This window comes from Halomonas cupida (assembly GCF_900142755.1).
GTDB classification, from domain to species: domain Bacteria; phylum Pseudomonadota; class Gammaproteobacteria; order Pseudomonadales; family Halomonadaceae; genus Halomonas; species Halomonas cupida.
Map to the genome: position 1 here is coordinate 1 of NZ_FRCA01000021.1, position 21,139 is coordinate 21,139.

Genomic DNA, 21,139 nt, shown 5'->3' on the forward strand with positions numbered 1-21,139 from the left:
GGCGATGTCGGCCATCCCCATGGGGGCGCCGGGGTGGCCGGAGTTGGCCTTCTGGACGGCATCCATGGACAGGGCGCGAATGGCATTGGCCAGTTCGAAACGGGACGGCATTGAGGGCTCCTCGCCTGCGGCAAAGTGACAATTGACGCATGCCATCGTCGGGCTCGACGGTGCGTGCATCGGGGGATCAGGGCGCCGTTTCCAGCAGGGGCGGCGCTATCGATGGTGCATATTGTCGCCGGAAACGCCCCCGCCATCAAATGACAACGTGCAGGCAGCCCGCCCCGTCGCTGGGCAGCGGCGCGGCGAAAGTGTAGAATCGCGACCGGTCAAATCGATGAACGAATCAGGCCCGCCTGCCGTATATAGCTTCCAGAGGGTCGAGGACGCCATGAGCGAATACTCCCTGTTTACCTCAGAATCCGTGTCCGAGGGTCACCCGGACAAGATTGCCGATCAGATTTCCGATGCGGTGCTTGATGCTCTGATCGCACGAGACAAGAATGCCCGTGTGGCCTGCGAAACCATGGTCAAGACCGGGGTTGCCATCGTTGCCGGAGAGATCACCACCTCCGCCTGGGTGGACCTGGAAGATCTGGTGCGCAAGGTCATTCTGGATATCGGCTACACCTCTTCCGATGTCGGCTACGACGGCGCGACCTGTGGCGTGCTCAACCTGATCGGTAAACAGAGTGTGGAGATCGCTCAGGGAGTCGACCGGGAGAAGCCGGAAGACCAGGGCGCAGGCGATCAAGGGTTGATGTTCGGTTATGCCACCAACGAAACCGAGTCCTTGATGCCGGCGCCGATTCACTATAGCCATCGTCTGGTCGAGCGCCAGGCGGAGCTGCGCAGGAACGGCATGCTGCCCTGGCTGCGACCCGACGCCAAGAGTCAGTTGACCTTCCGTTATGACGAAAGCGGCAAGCCTTGTGCGGTGGAGGCGGTGGTGCTGTCGACCCAGCATGACCCTGATATCGACCAGAAGCAGCTGCGTCAGATGGTCAAGCGCGAGATCATCGAGCAGGTGTTGCCGCAGGAGTGGCTATCCGACAGTACCCAGTACCACATCAACCCCACCGGCAAGTTCGTGATCGGTGGCCCGGTGGGTGACTGCGGTCTGACCGGACGCAAGATCATCGTCGATACCTATGGTGGCATGGCGCGCCATGGCGGCGGCGCTTTCTCCGGCAAGGATCCCTCCAAGGTTGACCGCAGTGCTGCCTATGCTGGTCGCTATGTGGCCAAGAACATCGTGGCGGCTGGTCTGGCAGAGCGCTGTGAGATTCAGGTGTCCTACGCCATCGGGGTTGCCGAGCCGACGTCGGTATCGGTCAATACCTTCGGTACCGGCAAGGTCGACGATATGCGTATCGTCGAGCTGGTGCGTGAGCATTTCGACCTGCGCCCCAACGCCATTACACGCATGCTTGACCTGCTGCATCCCATGTATCAGTTGACGGCTGCCTATGGCCACTTCGGTCGTGAGCCCTTCGAAACCAGCTATAGCTGGATCGATACCGACGGGCTGCGCCATACCGAAACCTTTACCGCCTTCCCCTGGGAGAAGACGGATCGCGCTGAAGCGCTGCGCAAGGCAGCAGGCCTTTAAGCGTCAAATACCCAGGCAGAAGCAGAATGCCCCCTCGAGTGATCGGCGGGGCATTTTCTTTAGGCTTTGCTGAATCGTGCAATTCACGCGCAGAAATATCAGAATTGACTGTAGTGACGCTCAAGGTGATGCAATGATCGAGTCGACCAGGATGGTAGTCATGACCAAAGAATGAAGATGAATCGGTGCATTTGCTTCTAGAGTAGAGGCATCATGTCGCCTGGTTGAGAACCCGAGGCGCACATGAAATTCGGTTACCTCCAAGAACAAATCGATCAGGTTGCAAGCGTAATGCCTGTCGATAAAACAAGCGCCCTCAAGGGTCATGCAGGAGAATGTATATGGCTATCGGTGTCTGGATCAGTCTGATCGGCTACTTTGTGCTGATGATCGCCATCGGCATCTACGCAGCGAAGAAGTCTACCTCGAATTCCGAGGAATACATGTTGGGCGGGCGGCAGTTGCCACCTGCAGTGGCGGCGCTTTCGGCAGGGGCCTCGGATATGTCCGGGTGGCTGTTGCTGGGGCTGCCGGGGGCGCTCTTTACCACGGGGATGAGCGCAGCCTGGATTGGGATTGGCTTGTTCGTAGGGGCCTTTGTCAACTGGATCGTGGTTGCGCCACGCCTGCGTGAGCAGACTGAGCGTTACGACAATGCCCTGACCATTCCGCAGTTTCTTGCCAGTCGCTTCCCGTCGAAGGCCATGGCGCTGCGTACGGTATCGGCGATCATCATTGTGGTGTTCTTCGCGGTCTACACTGCTTCGGGCCTGGTGGCTGGTGGTAAGCTGTTCGAGAGCGCCTTCGGCGAACTGATCAATATCGGCGGTATGAGTGACTATTCCGTAGGCATCTGGCTGACGTTGGCGGTGGTATTGACCTACACCGTTGTCGGCGGCTTCCTCGCGGTGAGTCTGACCGACTTTGTACAGGGCTGCATCATGATGCTGGCGCTGATCATCATGCCCGCGGTGGTGCTGTGGGGTGAAGGTGGTGGAGGCTTCTCGCAGGCCTCGGAAACCCTCGCTGGAGTTGATCCAGATTTCCTGTCGCTGTTCAACAGTTTGACCTTCTTTGGCTTCCTCTCGACGGTGGCATGGGGCTTGGGTTATTTCGGTCAGCCGCACATCATTGTGCGCTTCATGGCCGTCCGTTCGGTGAAGGAAATACCTACGGCACGCAATATCGGCATGAGCTGGATGTTCATATCGCTGGCCGGAGCTGTGGGGCTGGGGGTGTTCGGGCGAGCCTTTATTGAACGCAATCCTGATCTGGCGCTCGCGGATCCGGAAACACTGTTCATCGTACTGTCCAACCTGTTGTTCCATCCGCTGGTCACCGGCTTCCTGTATGCTGCGCTGCTGGCGGCGGTCATGTCGACGATCTCCAGCCAACTGCTGGTCGCCTCTTCGTCACTGACCGAGGATTTCTATCGTCTGTTCCTCAATCGCAACGCCAGCGACAAGCAACTGGTCCTGTCCGGCCGGATCTGTGTCCTGGCGGTGGGTATCATTGCCGCCTTGCTGGCCGGAGATCCCAACAGCCAGGTACTGGGACTGGTCGCCAACGCCTGGGCAGGGTTCGGTGCTGCCTTCGGCCCCTTGATCATCCTGTCGCTGACCTGGCCGCGCATGAATGGTGCCGGTGCCGTATCCGGCCTGGTGGTTGGCGCAGTGACGGTGATCCTGTGGATTGCGCTGGGCTGGAACGCGAGCTTCCTCGGTGGCCCGGGCATCTACGAGATCATTCCCGGCTTCGTATTTGCCTGGATTGCAATTGTTCTTGTCAGCCGCGCCACTGCGGATACCGGCGAGTTCCGCGCGATTTCGTAACCTCGTTCGATCTCGCCAGACAGCCCGTCCCTGCGCAAGCAGGGACGGGTTTTTCATGTGCGCCCGGCATGCTTTCATGTTGGGTTGATGGCGGCACAGGGACGTGCCGCCATCGGCCATCAGGCCGACGCGAGACCGCACCACACCAGCAGATCTGCGCATCTGCGTCAGTTGTGGTGCGGACGACAATCAAATCGATCAGGATGAGCTATTTGATTGCCATGTTAATAATGGGGTTCGAGGCTCGCGTAGCCCGGCGTGTAGTGCCGTTTCGCGCGTCGCTTCCCACACCACTGCCTATCCTGGCTAGCGTTATCACAAGGCGCTGAATCCATGGAGGGCATCATGCGCACTTGTCTGTCTGCCGCTACCCAGCGTGCATTTCTCTTCTGTTCACGCATATCCAGCTGTTCTCTCAGGGTTGGGTATTCGTTCAGAACAGCCATCGCTGTCGGCCTTTTTCTCGTCACAGTCCTCGTCATCACACCTGCCGTTGCTGCTTGTCCTGAGTGGGATCGTGAGCAGGCGGAGCAACAGCTGCTCGCAGTCGGCCAGCGACTGGAGGCCTGGAATCTTGCCTATCGCCGTGACGGCTCATCTCCGGTCAGTGATGCGGTCTATGACCAGGCAGAGGCCCGTTATCGCCAGTGGCTGACCTGCTTCCCGTCATTGGCTGAGACTCTGGACGATCCGGTATTGGGGGCTGCGCTGGTAGCGTCAGCATCCGACACTCTGGAGCATCCATTCGCTCACACCGGATTGGACAAGGCAGCCTCCAGTGATGACGTGGCCGATTGGCTGACGAGCCATGCTCCCGCCTGGGTTCAACCCAAGGTTGATGGCGTTGCCGTGTCACTGGTCTACCGACAGGGGCAACTGGTTCAGCTGATCAGCCGGGGCGATGGGCGAGAAGGGCAGGACTGGAGCCGCCATGCCTCGGTGATCGAGGCCATACCTCAGCAACTCGACACCCGTCATCTGGACCAGCGCAATGCGCAGCAACTGGTGTTGCAGGGCGAGTTGTACCGGCGCTTGACGAATCATCACCAGCGCGACGATGGCTCAGCCGGGGCGCGATCCAGGATTGCCGGTTGGTTGGCACGCGATCGACTGGACGCTGATACCGGACGTCACATCGGCCTGTTCGTATGGGGCTGGCCGTTGGGGCCAGAGGATATGGGCGAGCGCCTGGCCGGGCTGACACAACTGGGATTTGCCGATGCTCAGCGTTTCAGTGAGCGGGTAGAAGATATAGCGACAGCCGAGCATTGGCGCCAGCAGTGCTACACCTCGGGACTCCCCTTTGCCACTGATGGTGTAGTCCTGCGTGCGGCCTCCCGTCCGAGTGGTGATCACTGGCAGGCGCAGCCATCCGCCTGGGCACTGGCGTGGAAATATCCGCCACGCGAGGCGCTGGCTGAAGTTCGGGACCTGGCGTTCAATATCGGCCGCACAGGTCGGATCACGCCGGTGGCCAGGTTGCACCCTGTGAAGGTGGACGGGCGTACCCTCCGCCGGGTTGGGCTGGGGAGCCTCGAGCGTTGGCGGGAACTGGATCTGCAGCCGGGAGATCAAGTCATCATCGAGTTGGCTGGTCTGATCATTCCTCAGCTCAAGGCCGTGGCCTGGCGGGGTGATTCTCCCCACCAGTTGGAGGCGCCGAAGGCCGACGACTACCATGAGCTGAGCTGCTGGCATCCCGAGACAGGCTGTCGAAAACAGTTTCTGGCCAGACTCGTCTGGTTGAGTGGTGACTCGGCGCTCGCCCTACCGGGAATTGGCCCCGGCACCTGGCAGACCCTGGTCGATGCCGATCTGGTGAACGGCCTGCTGGACTGGCAGACGCTGGACACTGAACAACTCGGACGGTTATCGGGGATCGGCCCACAGCGTGCACGGAATCTGGTCGAGAGTTTCCGTGGAGCGCGACAGAAGCGCTTCGAGCAATGGTTGGTTGCCCTTGGCGCGCCGCCCCTGCCGGATGAACACGGGTTAGCGTCCTGGCGGGATCTGGAGCGCCGCACGGTTACCCAGTGGGCAGAAATTCCGGGTGTTGGCCCGGTCACTGCTGAGCGCTGGATGCGCTTTGTGGCTCACTCCGAAGTCCAGTCACTTGTTGCGGCATTGCGGGAAGCTGGGCTCGACGGCTTTGCTCATCACTGACCCGTCGATATTAACCCGGCATGCTTTCATGTTGGGTTAATGGCGGCACAGGGATGTGCCGCCGAAAATCAAATCGATCAGGATGAGCTATTTGATTGCCATGTTAATAGTAGTCAGGCACGGCTGCATGACACCTGAGCTGTGCCTATAGTGAGGTATGCATATCGAACCCACCAGGAGCCTGGCATGACTTCAGCAACTCCGTCTGACGCTACGCAGCTCACTTCCGTCACCCCCGCCTTCGCTGACTTTCGCGTCGCGGATATGGCGCTGGCGGACTGGGGGCGTCGCGAGATTCGCATCGCCGAGACCGAGATGCCGGCGCTGATGGCGATCCGCGCCCGGTACCGTGACGAGCAGCCACTCAAGGACGCCCGCATCGCCGGTTGTATTCACATGACCATCCAGACGGCGGTGTTGATCGAGACGCTGATCGACCTTGGTGCTTCGGTGCGCTGGTCATCCTGCAATATCTTCTCGACGCAGGACCACGCCGCAGCGGCTATCGCGGCGGCAGAGATCCCGGTATTCGCCTGGAAGGGCGAGACTGAGGAAGAGTTCTGGTGGTGCATCGAGCAGACCATCGAGGGAGTGGATGGCTGGACGCCCAATCTGGTGCTGGACGATGGTGGTGATCTGACCGCCATGCTCCATCAGCGCTATCCGCAGCACCTGTCGGCAATCCATGGTATCAGCGAGGAAACGACCACTGGCGTGCATCGACTTCTGGACATGGCGCGCTGTGGTGAACTCAAGGTACCGGCGATCAATGTCAACGACGCTGTCACCAAGTCCAAGAACGACAACCGTTACGGTTGTCGCCATAGCCTCAATGACGCCATCAAGCGCGCACTTGATCACCTGCTGGCGGGCAAGCAGGCACTGGTCATGGGCTATGGCGATGTCGGCAAGGGCTCGGCGGCGTCACTGCGCCAGGAAGGCATGATCGTGCGAGTGGCCGAAATCGATCCGATCTGCGCCATGCAGGCCTGTATGGACGGCTACGAAGTGGTCTCACCTCACCGTGACGGGGTCAATCTTGGTGAGGAAAGCGTTGACCAGGAACTACTGGGCAGGATCGATCTGGTGGTGACCGCCACCGGCAATGTGAGTGCCTGCGATGCGGCCATGCTGAGCGCGCTGAAGAATGGCGCCGTGGTGTGCAACATCGGCCACTTCGACAGCGAGATCGATACCGCCTACATGCGCCGTGAATGGCACTGGGAAGAGGTCAAGCCGCAGGTGCATCGGGTTTACCGCGATGCCACGCCGGGCACAGACTTTGACCCTGCCAGCCACAATGTGATCTATCTGCTCTCCGAGGGTCGCCTGGTCAACCTGGGCAATGCCACTGGCCATCCGTCACGGGTCATGGATGGCTCCTTCGCCAATCAGGTGCTGGCCCAGATCCATCTCTACCAGCGTCGCTTTGCCGATCTGCCGGACGAGCAGCGAGCCGCCGAGATCGATGTGACGGTATTGCCGCGCCAGCTCGACGAGGAGGTGGCACGTTACATGGTCGAAGGGTTTGGCGGCGTGATAACGCAACTCACGGTGGAGCAGGAAGCGTATTGCGGAGTGCCCCGGCAGGGGCCTTACAAGCCGGAGCATTATAGATACTGAGCTACGAGCTACGAGCTACGAGCTACGAGCTACGAGCTGGCCCATGTTCGTTCCCGACGAACATGGGCACTTCCCACATCCCTGTGGGTCGCGAGCTACGATGCGGGTCGGCTATGCGTGTTCCTGACACGAACACGCACTTCCCACGTCCATGTGGGTTGCGAGCTACGAGCGGTGTTGAGCCATTTGGCCAGACTACGGGTTTTGTTTCCGGCACGGACCTGGCAGTGTGGTACAGGGTGGCTCGTCACTCGAAGCTCGTCGCTCGCTGGTGGTTTCTGCGACATCGAATCGTCATACAGCCGCCATGGCGTCGTCATGGCGGTTTGTCAGGCTTGGGCTTGCCTAACCAGGAGAATGCCCATGGCCACTACACTCACGCCAAGCACTCAGACCCTGTCGCCTCGAACCCTGTTCATCTCCGACCTGCACCTCGGTACACGGGACTGCCAGGCTGCGCTGTTGTCACGCCTGTTACGTCGGGTGCGACCAGAGCGACTCTACCTGGTCGGTGATGTCATCGATCTGATCGCCATGCATCGCCGCGCCTCGTTACCCGCTGAGCAACAGCGTCTGGTGGCCCGCATTCTGCGTCTGGCACGCAGTGGCTGTGAGATCGTCTATATCCCCGGCAACCATGATGCCGCCATGCGCCGCCTGTGCGGACTCAAGGTGCATCGGGTAAGTGTTGAGCGTCGTGTTATCCACGAGACGGCGGATGGGCGTCGGTTGTTGGTCAGCCATGGCGATGAGTTCGATACCCATGTGCGCATGGCTCCCTGGGTGATGGCACTGGGGGACGGCATGCACCAGTTCGTGCTGTCGTTGAATCGTTGGTGCAACAAGACACGTTCGGCGCTGGGCATGCCGTACTGGTCGCTGTCGGCGGCGGTCAAGGGGCGTATCGGTGCCGCTCAGCGTTATGTCGAGCAGTTCGAGCAGGCAGCCCTGCATCAGGCAGCGCGCGAGGGGCTGGACGGCTATGTGGGAGGCCATATCCACCAGGCAGGGTTCCGGGCCCGGGATGGTGTGCTCTACTGCAATGACGGTGATTGGGTCGAGCACTGTACGGCGCTGATGGAGAGCCATGATGGTCAGCTGTCATTGATCGATTGGCAGGGCCGGGTCATCGAACACGAGCCTGTGATGGCGCCTCAATCTCCGGGCGTACTGGTTGGCGCTTGAGCCATCGTGCATCCGGGGACAGCGTTGCTGGCCAGCGCGCGTCCGGCATCCAGCAGTTCCGCCGCCAGCTCCGGGTCGTCGACCGTACGTGCCATGGCCAGGCTGCCGATCATGGCCACGGACTGCATCAAGGCCTGGCGGCGCCCCTCCGAGTCTGCCGCGCCTGATTGAAAACGCTGCAGGAAATCTTCCAGCAGAGCGGTATAGGTAGCACGAACCTGATCATCACGCTGGGCGACGTCACTGACCAGGCAGGCCAGTGGGCAGGCCGCGTCATGGTGGTTGGTCGATTGACTGAGATAGGCATCGATACGCTGTTGCGGTGTCGCCAGGCGATCGAGTTGTTCCACGCCACGTTCGGCGGCCTGGCGGATGGCATGGGCGTAGAGCTCGGCCTTGCTCGAGAAGTGGGCGTAGAAGGCACCGCGGGTCATACCTGCCTGATGCATGACCTCATCGATACTCACCGCATCGAACCCTCGGGAAGTGAAGCAGCCGGCCGCGGCTGCCAGAATCCGTTCGCGGCTCTCTTCCTTGTGCTGAGCTTTCCAGGGCATGGCAGGTTCCCGATCGAGAGGGAATAAATAATATGTTCTTGAACATATTGTGGTTGTGGCCAGGCTGAGAGGCAAGGCGATGATGGGCATCGCCGTGGACAAGGAGCGACTCTGTCATGGCAGCAGTACAGATTCTCGGGCCATCCTTCAGTAACTTCGTGCGCAGCGTCATGCTCGCCTGTCACGAGAAGGGCATCGATTTTCAGCAGAGCATGGAGTACCAGGGACAGCAGTGCATGCCGGGGACGGCGGCACTGGGAGCGCTCAATCCCTTCAGCAAGGTACCGGTACTGGTACACGAAGGCCTGGTACTGTTCGAGACCGGCAGTATCCTGCGTTATCTGGATCGCGAATTTGGCGGGCCAGAACTGCAACCCACCGACAGCCGTCTTTGTGCTCAGGTTGATCAATGGTGCTCGGCGTTCGCCAGTCAGGTGGATCAGGCCATTGTGCGTAACTATCTGCTCGAGATCGTCATGCCGTTACTTCAGGGAGGCGAGGTCAATCAGCAGCGACTGACCGAGGCGGAGCCCGGTGTGACAAGAGTGCTGGCAATCATCGAGCACCAGTTGGGCGATGATGGCTACATCGTCGGCGAACAGTTCACCCTCGCCGATGCCATGGCCGCCCCGATGCTCGATTATCTGGTAGGCCAGCCTGCTGCCCGGACCATGGTAGCCAGGGCGCCCCGGGTGCAGGCCTATGTCGAGCGGGTCAAGGCAAGGCCGTCGGCACGTGAGGTGCTGGTGGTGCCGGAGTTCCTGCAGCAGTGATCAGCTACTGACCTACGATGGCCAGCATGCCGCTGAGATAGAGCGGAATCACGACGGGCGCGGCAAGGGTGGTGATCAGTACCGCCAGCGCGCCCTTTTCGGGGGCAATGCCCAGCTCCATGGCCACGACCACGACATTGGCTGCCATCGGCACCACTCCCACCAGTAGTAATGCCAGGCGCAGGTCCGGCGAGAGTCCCAGTGTGGCGTCCAGCAGCATGACCGCACCAAGCATCAGCGCCGGCCACAGCAGGTAGCGCACCCCCACGCAGGCACCAATGAACCGCCCATCCAGCGAGCGTAGCGATACACGCCCCAATGTCATGCCGATAATCATCATGCCGAGCAGAGTATAGGTCGCGGGAAACACGCTCAGGGCTTCGGTCACTGATTCCGGGACGTCGACTCCGAGCATCTCGACCAGCAGCGCGGCGAGAAAGGCGTAGATCAGCGGCAGGCGGGCGATCTTGAGCAGGCTGTCACGAACCGAGAAGCGTCCCCGGGCACTCAGGTAGAAGCCCACGGTAAACTCATACAGAGTCACCCCCAATACACAGAACAGGTAAACGGTGACGCCTTCCGGTGGCAGTAGCACCAGTGCCACCGGCAACCCAAAATAACCGGTATTGCCGGTACCGGCCGAGAACGCCAGTACTGCGCCTTCCTCTCCGGGCAGCCAGCGGTGGGCCACGGCATTGACCAGCAGCGCCACCAGGCTGGCGAGAATGAACAGCGAGGCGGTCAGGCCCAACCAAGCGGGTGTTGGTCCACCCAGTACCAGGGCGCGAAAGAAGGTCAGTGGAGCGATCAGGTAGATCAACAGGGTGGCAATGGGCCTTGGGTCGACCTTCAGCCGGCGTGCAGCCACCACCCCCAGCGCGACGAATGCCAGTAGTGTCCACAGAGGCCCCATCAGGGCAGTAGGGTCGAGAGCCATGCGGTGATGTCCTTATCCAGAGAGGCCCCATGATGCCGAGACTTGCGGCTGTTGTCATGGGGTCGCCAGTGAGATGTGCTGGCTCGTCGCTTTATAAGCAATGGTTATTTCTCGCTCGGTTTTTATATGAATGGAATTGATAGTGACCCGGCGAAACTTTCATTGGTCGGCGCGCGCGCCAGTCGTCACAATGGACACACTTGAGAGATGCAACGCCACTTCGGATGCATCCGAACCATGATTCACGCACCATGACTCAACTTCATGCCGCCTGAAGCCGCGACGAGGAACACGCAATGAGCGCACAAGAGCATCCGCTGGGTATCAGCTTCGAATTCTTCCCGCCCAATACCGACGCCGGGCGCGAAAAGCTGATGCATACCCGCGATATGCTGGCCGAGCGCAACCCGCGTTTCTTCTCCGTGACCTATGGGGCGGGCGGTTCCACCCAGAATCGCACCATTGATACTGTCAATGCTGTGCGTCAATGTGGTATTTCCACCGCACCGCACCTGTCCTGCGTCGGCAGCGAGAAGTCTCAGTTGCGTGAGCTGCTGTTGAGTTACAGAGAGCAGGGCATCGATAACCTGGTGGCGCTGCGCGGCGACCTGCCCTCCGGCATGGGAGGTGTCGGTGAGTTGCGTTACGCCAACGAGCTGGTGGAGTTCATCCGCGAGGAGACGGGGGATCACTTCCAGATCGCCGTAGCCGCCTACCCGGAGTCCCATCCGCAGGCGCCGAGCTTCGAGGCCGACCTGCAGAACTTTGCTCGCAAGATGAATGCTGGTGCCAATCTGGCCATCACCCAGTACTTCTTCAATGCTGACTCCTACTTCCATTTCGTTGAGCGGGCACGTCAACTGGGGGTCGAGGCGCCGATCATCCCGGGCATCATGCCGATCACCAACTACAGCAAACTGGCACGTTTCTCCGATGCCTGTGGTGCCGAGATCCCGCGCTGGATCCGCAAGCAGCTTGAAGCCTACGGCGATGACAGCGAGTCGATTGCGGCCTTTGGTGAGGAGGTGATTTCCCGCCTGTGCCGGCGTCTGCTGGATGGTGGCGCACCGGGCCTGCACTTCTACACCCTCAATCAGGCCGCACCGACATTGAAGGTCGTCGACAACATCTGCTCTCCACACTGAGGCAGCTGAATACAGCACAACATCAACACATCACAATGTTGAGATAGCACTGCGCTGAGATAGGGACAACAACAACGCTGGACACGGAAAGGGCCCCGCAGCATCGCTGCGAGGCCCTTTTTCCGTATTGCTGTAGTTCAGTGCATCAACTGGAGATGGCAGGTTTTGCACCACCGCCCTGGGCACGCTGCATGGTGAACAGCAGAGCGGCAATGGCCAAGCCAGCCACATCGGTGTAGATGCCGCCGTAGATCAGGAACAGGGCACCGATCAGCATCAGCAGACGTTGCCATGCCTTGACCGGGCCGAAGAACCAGGCCTGCACTGTGGCGGCCAGCAGCACAATGCCGAGTGTTGCCGTCAAGGCGACACGCAGGATCTGCAACCAACTGCCTTCCATCAGCATCGCCGGGCTGTAGAAGAACATGAACGGTACGATGAAGGCGGCCAGGCCGATCTTGAACGAAGCCACCGAGGTGCCCATGGGGTTGTCGCCGGAGATACCAGCGGCGGCATAGGAGGCCAGCGCCACCGGCGGTGTGATTGCCGAGACCACTGCGAAATAGAATACGAAGAAGTGTGCCACCAGTGGTTCGATGCCGATGTTGATCAGGCCTGGGGCCACTACCGATGCCGCTACCGCATAGGCCGCTGTGGTTGGCATGCCCATGCCCAGCAGGATGCTGATGCACATGGCGAAGAACAGTGCCAGCAACTGGCTGACACCCGCCAGGCCGAGCAACAGTGACGAGAAGCGAGCCCCAACGCCGGTGAGGGCAATGACTCCAACGATCAGGCCCGCACAGGCACAGACGGCAATGATCTGGATGGCCATGGTGCCGGCGAGGTTGAGGGCCTTGAGAATCTCGCGGATACCCATGCGGTAGGGCGACAACCAGCTCACCACCGCAGCGGATGCAGTCGCGAGTGTACCGGCTCGAATCACCGAATAGCCCATAAACAAGGCCGCGATCAGAATGATGATTGGCGCGAACAGGTAGACCTGCTTGATCAGTTTCGAGAACTGCGGGATCTCATCCTTGCTCATCCCCTTCATGCCCTTGCGGGCGGCCTCGAAGTCGACCATGAAATAGATCGAGGCGAAGTACAGCATTGCGGGGATCAAGGCCGCGACGGCGATTTCGGTATACGGAATCCCGGTGACCTCGGCCATGATGAACGCGCCTGCGCCCATGATTGGCGGCATGATCTGACCGCCAGTGGAGGCGGCAGCCTCGATGGCGCCTGCGCTGCGTGCTGGGTAACCAACCTTCTTCATCAACGGGATGGTCAGCGAGCCGGTGGAAACCACGTTACCGGCACTGGTGCCATTGATCATGCCCATCAGGCCCGAGGCAAAGATGGCCACTTTAGCGGGGCCACCGCGGGCACGACCCGCGCCGGCGAAAGCGAAGTTGATGAAATAGTCACCGACCTTGGAGGCTTGCAGGAAGGCGGCGAAGATAATGAACAGGATGATGTAGGTCGAAGACACTGCCGTGGTCGGGCCGAGAATACCGGCATCGGTATAGACCTGACTGAAGAAACGGCCGAGGCCGAGGCCCGGATAGCCGAGAAAGCCTGGCAGCATCGGGCCGAGAAATACATAGGCCAGGAAGATAGCGGCGATGACCACTAGCGCAAGACCGGCGACGCGGCGCGTCATCTCGAGAATCAAAAGCGATCCGGCAATGGCCGCCCAGGAAATCCCCATGGGAGCGAATGAGGTGCCGGTGGAAGCGCGCAGCGGACTGTTGAAGACCGTCAGCAGGTAAACCGTTACGGCGATGGAGCAGACCACCAATACCACATCGGCTACCACCATGCGGTGACGAGCCTGACCCGGAACCCAGGACAGCAGGATGGCACCACAGGTGGCAAGGATCAGTGGTGCACCATAGTGCCAGTTCTCGATGGCCGGCTCGATACGCATGGCGCCATCGGCCATGGTGTAATACATCATCACCGCACGCACCAGTGCATAGCCCGCCGGGAGCAGCAGGGCGATAGCGGCGAGGTCCGGCCAGGATGGCCTGGCGGTTTTCCCTTCTTCGGCAAAGCGTGAGCCGGCGTAGAGACCAAAGCCCAGCACCAGAGCGCCACAGATATGCAGAATACGGAACGACCAGGTCTCGAGCGGATAAATGTTCAGAGAAATCAAATGGAAGGCCGAATAGGCCACGGCGAGCACACCGAATAGCCACCATTGCCAGCCTTCAAACAACCGGCGGTTGGGCTCGACGGCTTCGTCATCGACACCTTCCGCAAACACGGGAGCCATCTCCTGCTCGGACAGGCGGTCATGTTGAGGAGTTTCGGGAGTGTGGGACATGCATCAGTACCTTGGAGGTAAGCAGCGGGTCAGGAGCGGTGTCCGGCAGTGGGCTGCCGGACACCGTCTCCTTCAAGCAATAACCGCTCGATCCGATTATTGCTTGATCAGCTCAGGATCGATCTCGTAGCCGTTTTCCTCGTACCAGCGAACGGCACCCGGATGAAACGGCAGCACAGTGTTGTATTCGATGTTCTCGGGGATGGTGGTGGCGGCACTGCGGTGCACGTCCATCATCTTGTCGTTGTTTTCCATGGTGACCTTGGTGACTTCGTAGACGAAGTCTTCCGGCAGATCACATCCGGCGATGGCGAAGTTCCACATCGAGACCGCACGAGCATCTTCCTCGAGGGTAGTGTAGGTGCTGGCCGGAATATCGAAGGGCGACACCGGGAACTTGTCCATGACCTGCTGCTGCTCTTCCTCGGTGAACTGAATGATGTTGACGTCGGTCTGGACTTCGAGCTGGCTGACGGCAGGAATCGGTATCCCCGCAGCAAAGGCGACGACATCCAGCAGGCCATCCTGGAGCTGACCGCCCAGATCCGACCAACCACCATTACGACGCTCGAAGTCGACCCCGAGCTCCTCGAGGATGGCCGGGAAGTAGGTATCGGACGTGGATGCTGCCGGACCGAAGCCGATGCGTGCGCCATCCGGGATTTCGGAGATCGAGGTAATGCCGCTGTCGCTGAGTGCTGCGATCGAGAAGGGGGTCTCGTACATCGGGAACAGCGCACAGACGTTGTCCATGGCGACACCGGGGGCCAGCGGACTCTTGCCGGCCACGGCATCGGATGCCGGGCCCATGGTGGTCAGGCCGAAGGCGACATCACCACCGTGAACCAGTGCCAGGTTCTGGGTCGGGCCACCGGTCACTTCACCGCCGCCGGAGATGCCGAGCTCGTCCGCCACCATGTTGGCCCAGCCAGAGCCATAGACGAAGTAGGTGCCGCCCTGGCTGGCGGTTCCCACAGTAAAGCTCTGGGGCCAGTCTTCGCGGTCGGCCTGGGCGGTACCGGCAATCAACAGAGTTGAAGCCAGCGCGCCAGTGATGATCCGGGTAGTGGTGCTCATGGAATATCTCCCATTGCGATGCGATTGTGGTTATGGCGTACCGCGGCCCTCAAGACGAGAAGCCGCTGGATAACACCATTTAGAAGCGCAAGGGGTGTGCCACTGCCTTTTTTTACCTTTTGAAACAAATTGTTGGGATATATTTCTTCGACGAAAGTCGAAGCAATAACAGCAGAGAAATTCTGAAAGTTCGCACGTTTGATGGGGTCAGGTGTGCGGATTTCCACACAAAAATGAGGTGCGGGAGCCGAATCTGGCAGCCAGGCGCGCTGGCTGGGCCACCTTGATGAAGGCGTTGAGGCGGGATGGCTCTCGGCCGATGGGCTATCAGACACAGCCCCGGCGGAGCTGCGTCTGGCATGGCAGGAAAACGAGTCAGTGGCGCTTGCCTGGGTCGAGAATCTTCACTGGCTGGACCTGATCGTTCGGCGATGCCTCACGAGACTGGTTGACCCTTGTGCTCAGCTCGTCGATGGCATCGTCCTCGATTGCCAGTTGTTCGAAGAAATCACAGCTGACGCATTCGCGATAGCGAATGCCGTTCTGCTCCCAGGCGCGGATACGGTCCATTTCCGCGCAGCGAGGGCAGACGACACCAGCGATGAAGCGTTTCTTGACGGCCATGGGGCCTCCGGTGATGTGCCACCGCCGGCGACATGCCTGGGCGGTGGCGACAGGATGGGTGGCGCGGGCTCGAAATCTGCTGTCAGGCGGCACGAATGCCGCTGTGGCGCAGGAGCGGGTCGATACTGGGCTCGCGTCCGCGGAAGGCGCGGAACAACTCGGCTGCATCACGCGAGCCGCCTGCCTCGAGAATCTCGCGGCGGAAGCGTGAGCCGGTCTGAGGATCGAAGATACCGCTTTCCTCGAAGGCGCTCCAGGCATCAGCAGACAGCACTTCAGCCCACTTGTAACTGTAGTAGCCTGCGGCATAGCCACCGGCGAAGATATGTGAAAAGCCGTTCTGGAAACGGTTGAACTCGGCTTTTGGTACCACGGAAATAGCCTCGCGCACGTTATCGAGCAGGGCCTGCACCTCGGCAGCGGAAGGAGCATCCAGCTCGAGGTGCAGACGGAAGTCGAACAACGAGAATTCGATCTGGCGCAGCATTCCCATGGCCGACTGGAAGTTCTTCGCCGCAGTCAGCTTTTCGAACAGCGGTTGGGGTAGCGGTTCCCCGGATTCGACGTGGCCGGAAATCAGATCCAGCCCTTCGCGCTCCCAGCAGTAGTTCTCCATGAATTGGCTGGGTAGCTCTACGGCATCCCAGGCCACGCCGTTGATGCCGGATACATCGGCGATATCCTGGCGGGTCAGCATGTGATGCAGCCCATGGCCGAACTCGTGGAACAGCGTGGTCACTTCATCATGGGTGAGCAACGCAGGCTGACTGCCTACTGGACGGGTAAAGTTGCAGGTCAGATAAGCGACCGGCAACTGCAGTTCGCCGTCTTCGCGGCGGCGTACCCGGCATTCATCCATCCATGCGCCACCGCGCTTGCCTTCACGGGCATAGAGGTCGAGGTAGAAACCGGCAATCGGTGTGTCATTCTCGATCAGGCGGTAGAAGCGGACGTCCTGATGGTAGCTGGGGGCGGAAGGGTCTTCCTCGACACGAACACCATAGAGGCGCTCGACCACGGCGAACAGACCGGCGACCGCCTTCGGGGCCGGGAAATAGGGACGCAGCTGTTCCTCGGATATGGCGTAGCGGGCTTCGCGCAGCTTCTCGCTGACATAGCCGATGTCCCAGGGCGCCAGGTCGATCAGCCCCAACTCATCACGTGCATAGGCCTCGAGTTCGGCAAACTCCTCTCGTCCCTGTGGCAATGCGCGTGCGGCCAGATCATCGAGGAACCCCAGTACCTGGTCGGCATTGTCAGCCATCTTGGTGGCCAGAGAATACTCGGCATGGTTGGCGAAACCCAACAGGCCGGCGAGCTCCTGGCGAAGGCGCAGGATTTCCTCGATCACTGGCGCATTGTCGTATTCACCGGCATTGGGGCCCTGATCCGAGGCACGGGTGACATAGGCGGTGTAGACCTCGCGACGCAGTTCACGGTCATCGGCATAGCTGATGACCGGGTAGAAACTGGGGAAGTCGAGGGTGATGCGATAGCCCTGGCGTCCCTTGGCTTCGGCATTGGCTGCCAGCGTTGCCATGGCGCTGCCGGGTAGTCCCTCAAGTCGGCTGTCATCCTCGAGATCCAGCGACCAGGCCTGAGTGGCGTCCAGCAACTGATTGGAGAAGGTGCTGGATAGCGACGACAGGCGCGAACGAATCTCCGCCGAGCGTTGCTTCTTCTCTGTCGGTAGGTCGACACCAGCGAGACGGAAGTCGCGCAGGGCATTCTCGATGGAGCGCTGCTGGGCCTCATTCAGGTTGGACCAGGCAGGGCCATCGCGCAGCGCCTGCCAGGCGCGGAACAGGCCTTCATGCTGGCCCAGCCAGGTGCTGTAATCGGAGAGCTTCTGCAGGCAGCTGTCGTGGGCTTCACGCAGTTCAGGACTGCTCATGGTGCCGTTGAGGTGCGAGACCGGGGACCAGGCTCGAGACAGACGGTCGTTGAGCGCTTCAAGCGGGGCAGCAAGGCTGTCCCAGTCAGGAGCCTGCTGCTCAGCGCGTGCCACCAGCGCCTCCACTTTCGCACGCAGCTCGTCGAGAAGCGTGTCGATGGCAGGGCCGACATGCTCTGGACGGATGTCGCCGAAAGGCGGAAGGGTGTGGTGTTCAAGCAGCGGGTTGCGGGACATACGCACCTCTTGGCTGGAGTCTGTCAGTCATGAGCGCGCCGATCTCTCGGCGGCAGGGCATGACGTGGGTGATGAGTTGAAGATGTGGGCACCTGGCACCGGTTTCAATGTGCTAGTCTTGCCGCCTTTGAAAAGCACATCCTTTGACAAGCTTAGTGGGGCACACCAACAAGATGAATCAGACGCTGGAACGTTGGAGTTCGCGCCGCGCCTTTATTCTCGCCGTGACGGGGGCGGCGGTAGGCCTGGGAAATATCTGGCGATTCCCCTACATCACCGGCGAGAATGGCGGAGCTGCCTTCCTGCTGCTGTATGTGTTCTTTGTGGTGCTCCTTGGCCTGCCGGTGATGATGGCGGAGATCATGATCGGTCGAGCTGGCCGGCGTAGTCCGATGCAGTCACTCGGCTACCTGGCCAGCCGTGCTGGACGCAATACCAGCTGGCGCTGGCTGGGATTGTTCGGCGCCTTCACCGTATTCTGCATCCTGTCCTTCTACTCGGTGGTGTCCGGCTGGTCGATCGACTTCATGGTCAGTGCCTTCCGTGGTGACTTCAATGGTCAGACAGGCCCCCAGATCGGGGCCTATTTCGATGCCTTCCTGACCAATCCATCACGCATGGCCTTCAATCACACCCTGTTTCTGGTCATGACCATGGCGGTGGTGGCCTGTGGGGTGTCCAAGGGGCTGGAACGGCTCAATAACCTGCTGATGCCGGCATTGTATCTGTTGCTGATCATTCTTGCTGGCCACGCCATGAGCATGGATGGCTTCGGTCCGGCGCTGGCGTGGCTGTTCACTCCTGATTTTTCCGCCGTCACGCCGATGGTCTTTGTCCATGCCATGGGCCATGCCTTCTTTACCCTCGCTGTAGGCGCCTGCGCCTTGATGGCCTATGGCGCCTACATGCCGGATCACCAGAGCTTGCCGGGGGCTGCTGCGGCTGTTGCGGTGCTGGATGTGCTGGTGGCGTTGCTGGCCGGCATTGCGATCTTCTCGGTGGTATTCACGCAGGGCATGGATCCCGCCGGAGGCCCGGGACTGGTCTTTGTTACCCTGCCGGTGGCCTTCGCCGACCTACCGATGGGCGCCTTCTGGCTGGGGTTGTTCTTCCTGCTGCTGTTGCTGGCGACCTGGACTTCATCGATCAACCTGGCCGAACCGATGGTTTCGACCCTGGTGGGCTGGGGCCTCAAGCGTCCGCTGGCCGCGCTGGTGGTGGGTATCTGCGTGTGGGTAGTGGGCTTGCTGTGTGTGGCCTCGTTCTCGACGCTCAGCGATTTCCATGTGATCGGCAAGATGAATTTCTTCGATCTGATCAGCACCATCCCGCCGGAAGTGTTCCTGCCCCTGGGAGGCCTGATGATTGCTATCTTTGCCGCCTGGGTGATGCCGGAGCAGGAGGCCTTGCGTGCCCTGGATGCCGGGCCCAACGGCTTCCGTGTCTGGCGCACCGTGGTACGCTGGGTGTCGATTCCGATGGTGGTGATACTGCTGATCAGTCCGCTGTTCAAGTAACCGCTGCACCCATTTGCTCCGTGCGGTCGTCGCCGATTATCGCGCGGAGGGAGAAGGAGAACCGATGATGACTCCCGAATACCCGGTACTCAGGTCCTGGCAGGGCACTTCGCCACGCCTTGGTGAGCGTGTCTATATCGATCCCCAGTGTATGGTACTGGGAGATGTCGAGCTCGGTGATGACTGCTCGGTGTGGCCGATGGCAGTGATTCGTGGCGATATGCACCGTATCCGCATTGGCGCTCGCAGCAGTGTGCAGGATGGCAGTGTGCTGCATATTACCCACGCCAGTGACTTCAACCCTGATGGCTTTCCTCTGACCATCGGTGAGGAAGTGACCATTGGCCACAAGGCGGTGCTGCATGGCTGCACCCTCGGCAATCGTATTCTGGTGGGGATGGGAGCCATCGTCATGGATGGTGCAGTGGTCGAGGATGAGGTCATCATCGCCGCCGGCGCCGTGGTGCCTCCCGGCAAGCGTCTCGAGAGTGGCCATGTCTATGCCGGGAATCCAGCGAAGGCGTTGCGTCCGCTCAAGGACAAGGAGCGCCGCTTCTTCCCCTATACCGCGGGCAACTACGTAAAGCTCAAGGATCAGTATCTGGCAGGCTGAGCTACGAGCTACGAGCTACGAGCTACGAGCTACGAGCTACGAGCGGCTCCGGCGACCTATGCTCCCGGCAGATCTCGTCCCCAGGTGGAGTGTCGAATCCACTGGGGGCTTGTCTGTGACCCACGGCGCGGCACTGAACGACTCGGTACTCGAGGCTCGTAGCTCGACTCTCTCATTCGGCCTCTCGACAATAAATTCCCCCAACTATTTGTTTTTTATTGAACGCCAGGGCGATAATCATGGTCATTTATCCAGTAGTTTGCTGGGTCCATGGTTTTCAACAGCATCAGGATATCGTCCGGTATGGCCAATTTTCGCACCCACATCAGTGTGGCCGCCGCGGGCGGCGCTCTGATTGCTCACGCTGGATGGCAGGCGGGGCTATGGGATTTCATGCAGAGCTTGCCGGTTCTGGCTCTGACTACCTTCGGTGGCATTCTCCCGGACATCGACTCCGATACCTCGACATCGATCCGACTGATCTTCAATCTGCTGGCCATTCCCGCCGTGGTGGCTGCGGCGGTGATGTTGCAGGATCAACTGATGGCGGGTGTGCTGGTACTGGTCTGTGGTGCCATCTATCTGGCAGTGCGTTATCTGGCCAGTGCGGTCTTTGCGCGCTTTACCGTACACCGTGGTGTCTGGCATTCGCTGCTGGCTGCTCTGACCTGTGCGCTGGTGGCCAGTGCGGTCAGCTTTCGGGTGTTCGAGCGTCCGGACGCGCTGGCCTGGGCCCATGGCCTGGCGCTGTTGGCGGGCTTCGTCATTCACCTGCTACTTGATGAACTGTACAGCGTCGATCTGAGTGGTGCGCGACTCAAGCGCTCCTTTGGCACGGCGCTGAAACCGGTGGAGCTCGACTATCCGCTCGCCAGCCTGGCCATGTGCGGGGTGGCCCTGCTGATGCTGCCATGGTTGCCGGAGTTTGATGTGCTTTACCGCATGGCAGAAGGCACTGCCTCGGCATTGTTCGGTCTGGTACCGCGGTCGTTACCGATCTGATATGCAGGGCGGGCCA

At 60.3% G+C, this 21,139-nt stretch carries 17 protein-coding genes; 10 read left to right on the forward strand and 7 right to left on the reverse strand.

Going from position 1 to position 21,139, the window contains the following annotated elements; translation table 11 throughout:
• The coding region (locus BUE38_RS21745) for a hypothetical protein (protein WP_143166430.1) at positions 1–111 on the reverse strand (111 nt) is incomplete at its 3' end.
• A 280-nt stretch (positions 112–391) separates the two neighbouring features.
• Between BUE38_RS21745 and metK the strand changes: the two genes are divergently transcribed.
• The 5 genes from metK (at position 392) to BUE38_RS21770 (ending at position 8,415) form a co-directional block, all read left to right on the forward strand.
• On the forward strand, positions 392–1,612 hold the full coding sequence (gene metK / locus BUE38_RS21750) for a methionine adenosyltransferase (RefSeq protein ID WP_073437349.1): 1,221 nt from the start codon (positions 392–394) through the stop codon (positions 1,610–1,612).
• A gap of 341 nt (positions 1,613–1,953) precedes the next feature.
• Complete coding sequence (gene putP / locus BUE38_RS21755) at positions 1,954–3,444, forward strand: sodium/proline symporter PutP (RefSeq protein ID WP_073437350.1); 1,491 nt, start codon at positions 1,954–1,956, stop codon at positions 3,442–3,444.
• Positions 3,445–3,789: 345 nt separating this feature from the next.
• Positions 3,790–5,607, forward strand: coding sequence for an NAD-dependent DNA ligase LigB (gene ligB, locus BUE38_RS21760; protein ID WP_084542095.1), 1,818 nt, complete (start codon positions 3,790–3,792; stop codon positions 5,605–5,607).
• Positions 5,608–5,793: 186 nt separating this feature from the next.
• Entirely contained in the window at positions 5,794–7,230 is a 1,437-nt protein-coding gene (ahcY, locus tag BUE38_RS21765) for an adenosylhomocysteinase (RefSeq protein WP_073437351.1), read from the forward strand.
• 363 nt (positions 7,231–7,593) lie between these two features.
• Complete coding sequence (locus BUE38_RS21770; RefSeq protein ID WP_073437352.1) at positions 7,594–8,415, forward strand: UDP-2,3-diacylglucosamine diphosphatase; 822 nt, start codon at positions 7,594–7,596, stop codon at positions 8,413–8,415.
• Here BUE38_RS21770 and BUE38_RS21775 read toward each other — a convergent pair.
• Positions 8,385–8,972 carry a TetR/AcrR family transcriptional regulator gene (locus tag BUE38_RS21775; RefSeq protein ID WP_073437353.1) on the reverse strand — a complete coding sequence of 196 codons (588 nt, stop codon included), beginning with the start codon at positions 8,970–8,972 and terminating at the stop codon, positions 8,385–8,387. The two genes, BUE38_RS21770 and BUE38_RS21775, sit on opposite strands and share 31 nt — an antisense overlap.
• Positions 8,973–9,088: 116 nt before the next feature.
• On the opposite strand from BUE38_RS21775, the gene BUE38_RS21780 reads away from it, so the two are divergent.
• Complete coding sequence (locus tag BUE38_RS21780; RefSeq protein WP_073437354.1) at positions 9,089–9,745, forward strand: glutathione S-transferase family protein; 657 nt, start codon at positions 9,089–9,091, stop codon at positions 9,743–9,745.
• Between the two features lie 4 nt (positions 9,746–9,749).
• Here the strand turns inward: BUE38_RS21780 and BUE38_RS21785 are convergent, their stop codons facing one another.
• A complete protein-coding gene (locus BUE38_RS21785) occupies positions 9,750–10,682 on the reverse strand; it encodes an AEC family transporter (RefSeq protein ID WP_073437355.1) in 933 nt (310 codons plus the stop codon).
• 296 nt (positions 10,683–10,978) lie between these two features.
• Between BUE38_RS21785 and metF the strand changes: the two genes are divergently transcribed.
• Entirely contained in the window at positions 10,979–11,827 is an 849-nt protein-coding gene (metF, locus tag BUE38_RS21790; RefSeq protein ID WP_073437356.1) for a methylenetetrahydrofolate reductase [NAD(P)H], read from the forward strand.
• A gap of 145 nt (positions 11,828–11,972) precedes the next feature.
• On the opposite strand, the gene BUE38_RS21795 is transcribed toward metF, so the two are convergent.
• From BUE38_RS21795 to prlC, 4 genes are all read right to left on the reverse strand, one after another.
• Positions 11,973–14,108 (reverse strand): TRAP transporter permease, encoded by a 2,136-nt coding sequence (locus tag BUE38_RS21795; protein WP_234987141.1) that lies wholly within the window; start codon positions 14,106–14,108, stop codon positions 11,973–11,975.
• Positions 14,109–14,255: 147 nt separating this feature from the next.
• The gene (locus BUE38_RS21800) at positions 14,256–15,236 is read right to left on the reverse strand and encodes a TAXI family TRAP transporter solute-binding subunit (RefSeq protein WP_073437357.1); all 981 of its coding nucleotides are present in this window, start codon (positions 15,234–15,236) and stop codon (positions 14,256–14,258) included.
• A 375-nt stretch (positions 15,237–15,611) separates the two neighbouring features.
• Positions 15,612–15,860, reverse strand: coding sequence for a YheV family putative zinc ribbon protein (locus BUE38_RS21805; protein WP_073437358.1), 249 nt, complete (start codon positions 15,858–15,860; stop codon positions 15,612–15,614).
• An 82-nt stretch (positions 15,861–15,942) separates the two neighbouring features.
• A complete protein-coding gene (gene prlC, locus BUE38_RS21810) occupies positions 15,943–17,991 on the reverse strand; it encodes an oligopeptidase A (RefSeq protein ID WP_073437359.1) in 2,049 nt (682 codons plus the stop codon).
• A gap of 173 nt (positions 17,992–18,164) precedes the next feature.
• Between prlC and BUE38_RS21815 the strand changes: the two genes are divergently transcribed.
• From BUE38_RS21815 to BUE38_RS21825, 3 genes are all read left to right on the forward strand, one after another.
• A complete protein-coding gene (locus tag BUE38_RS21815) occupies positions 18,165–19,508 on the forward strand; it encodes a sodium-dependent transporter (RefSeq protein ID WP_073437360.1) in 1,344 nt (447 codons plus the stop codon).
• Between the two features lie 67 nt (positions 19,509–19,575).
• Entirely contained in the window at positions 19,576–20,121 is a 546-nt protein-coding gene (locus BUE38_RS21820) for a gamma carbonic anhydrase family protein (protein ID WP_073437371.1), read from the forward strand.
• A gap of 303 nt (positions 20,122–20,424) precedes the next feature.
• Positions 20,425–21,123, forward strand: coding sequence for a metal-dependent hydrolase (locus BUE38_RS21825; RefSeq protein ID WP_073437361.1), 699 nt, complete (start codon positions 20,425–20,427; stop codon positions 21,121–21,123).
• Positions 21,124–21,139: the final 16 nt, after the last annotated feature.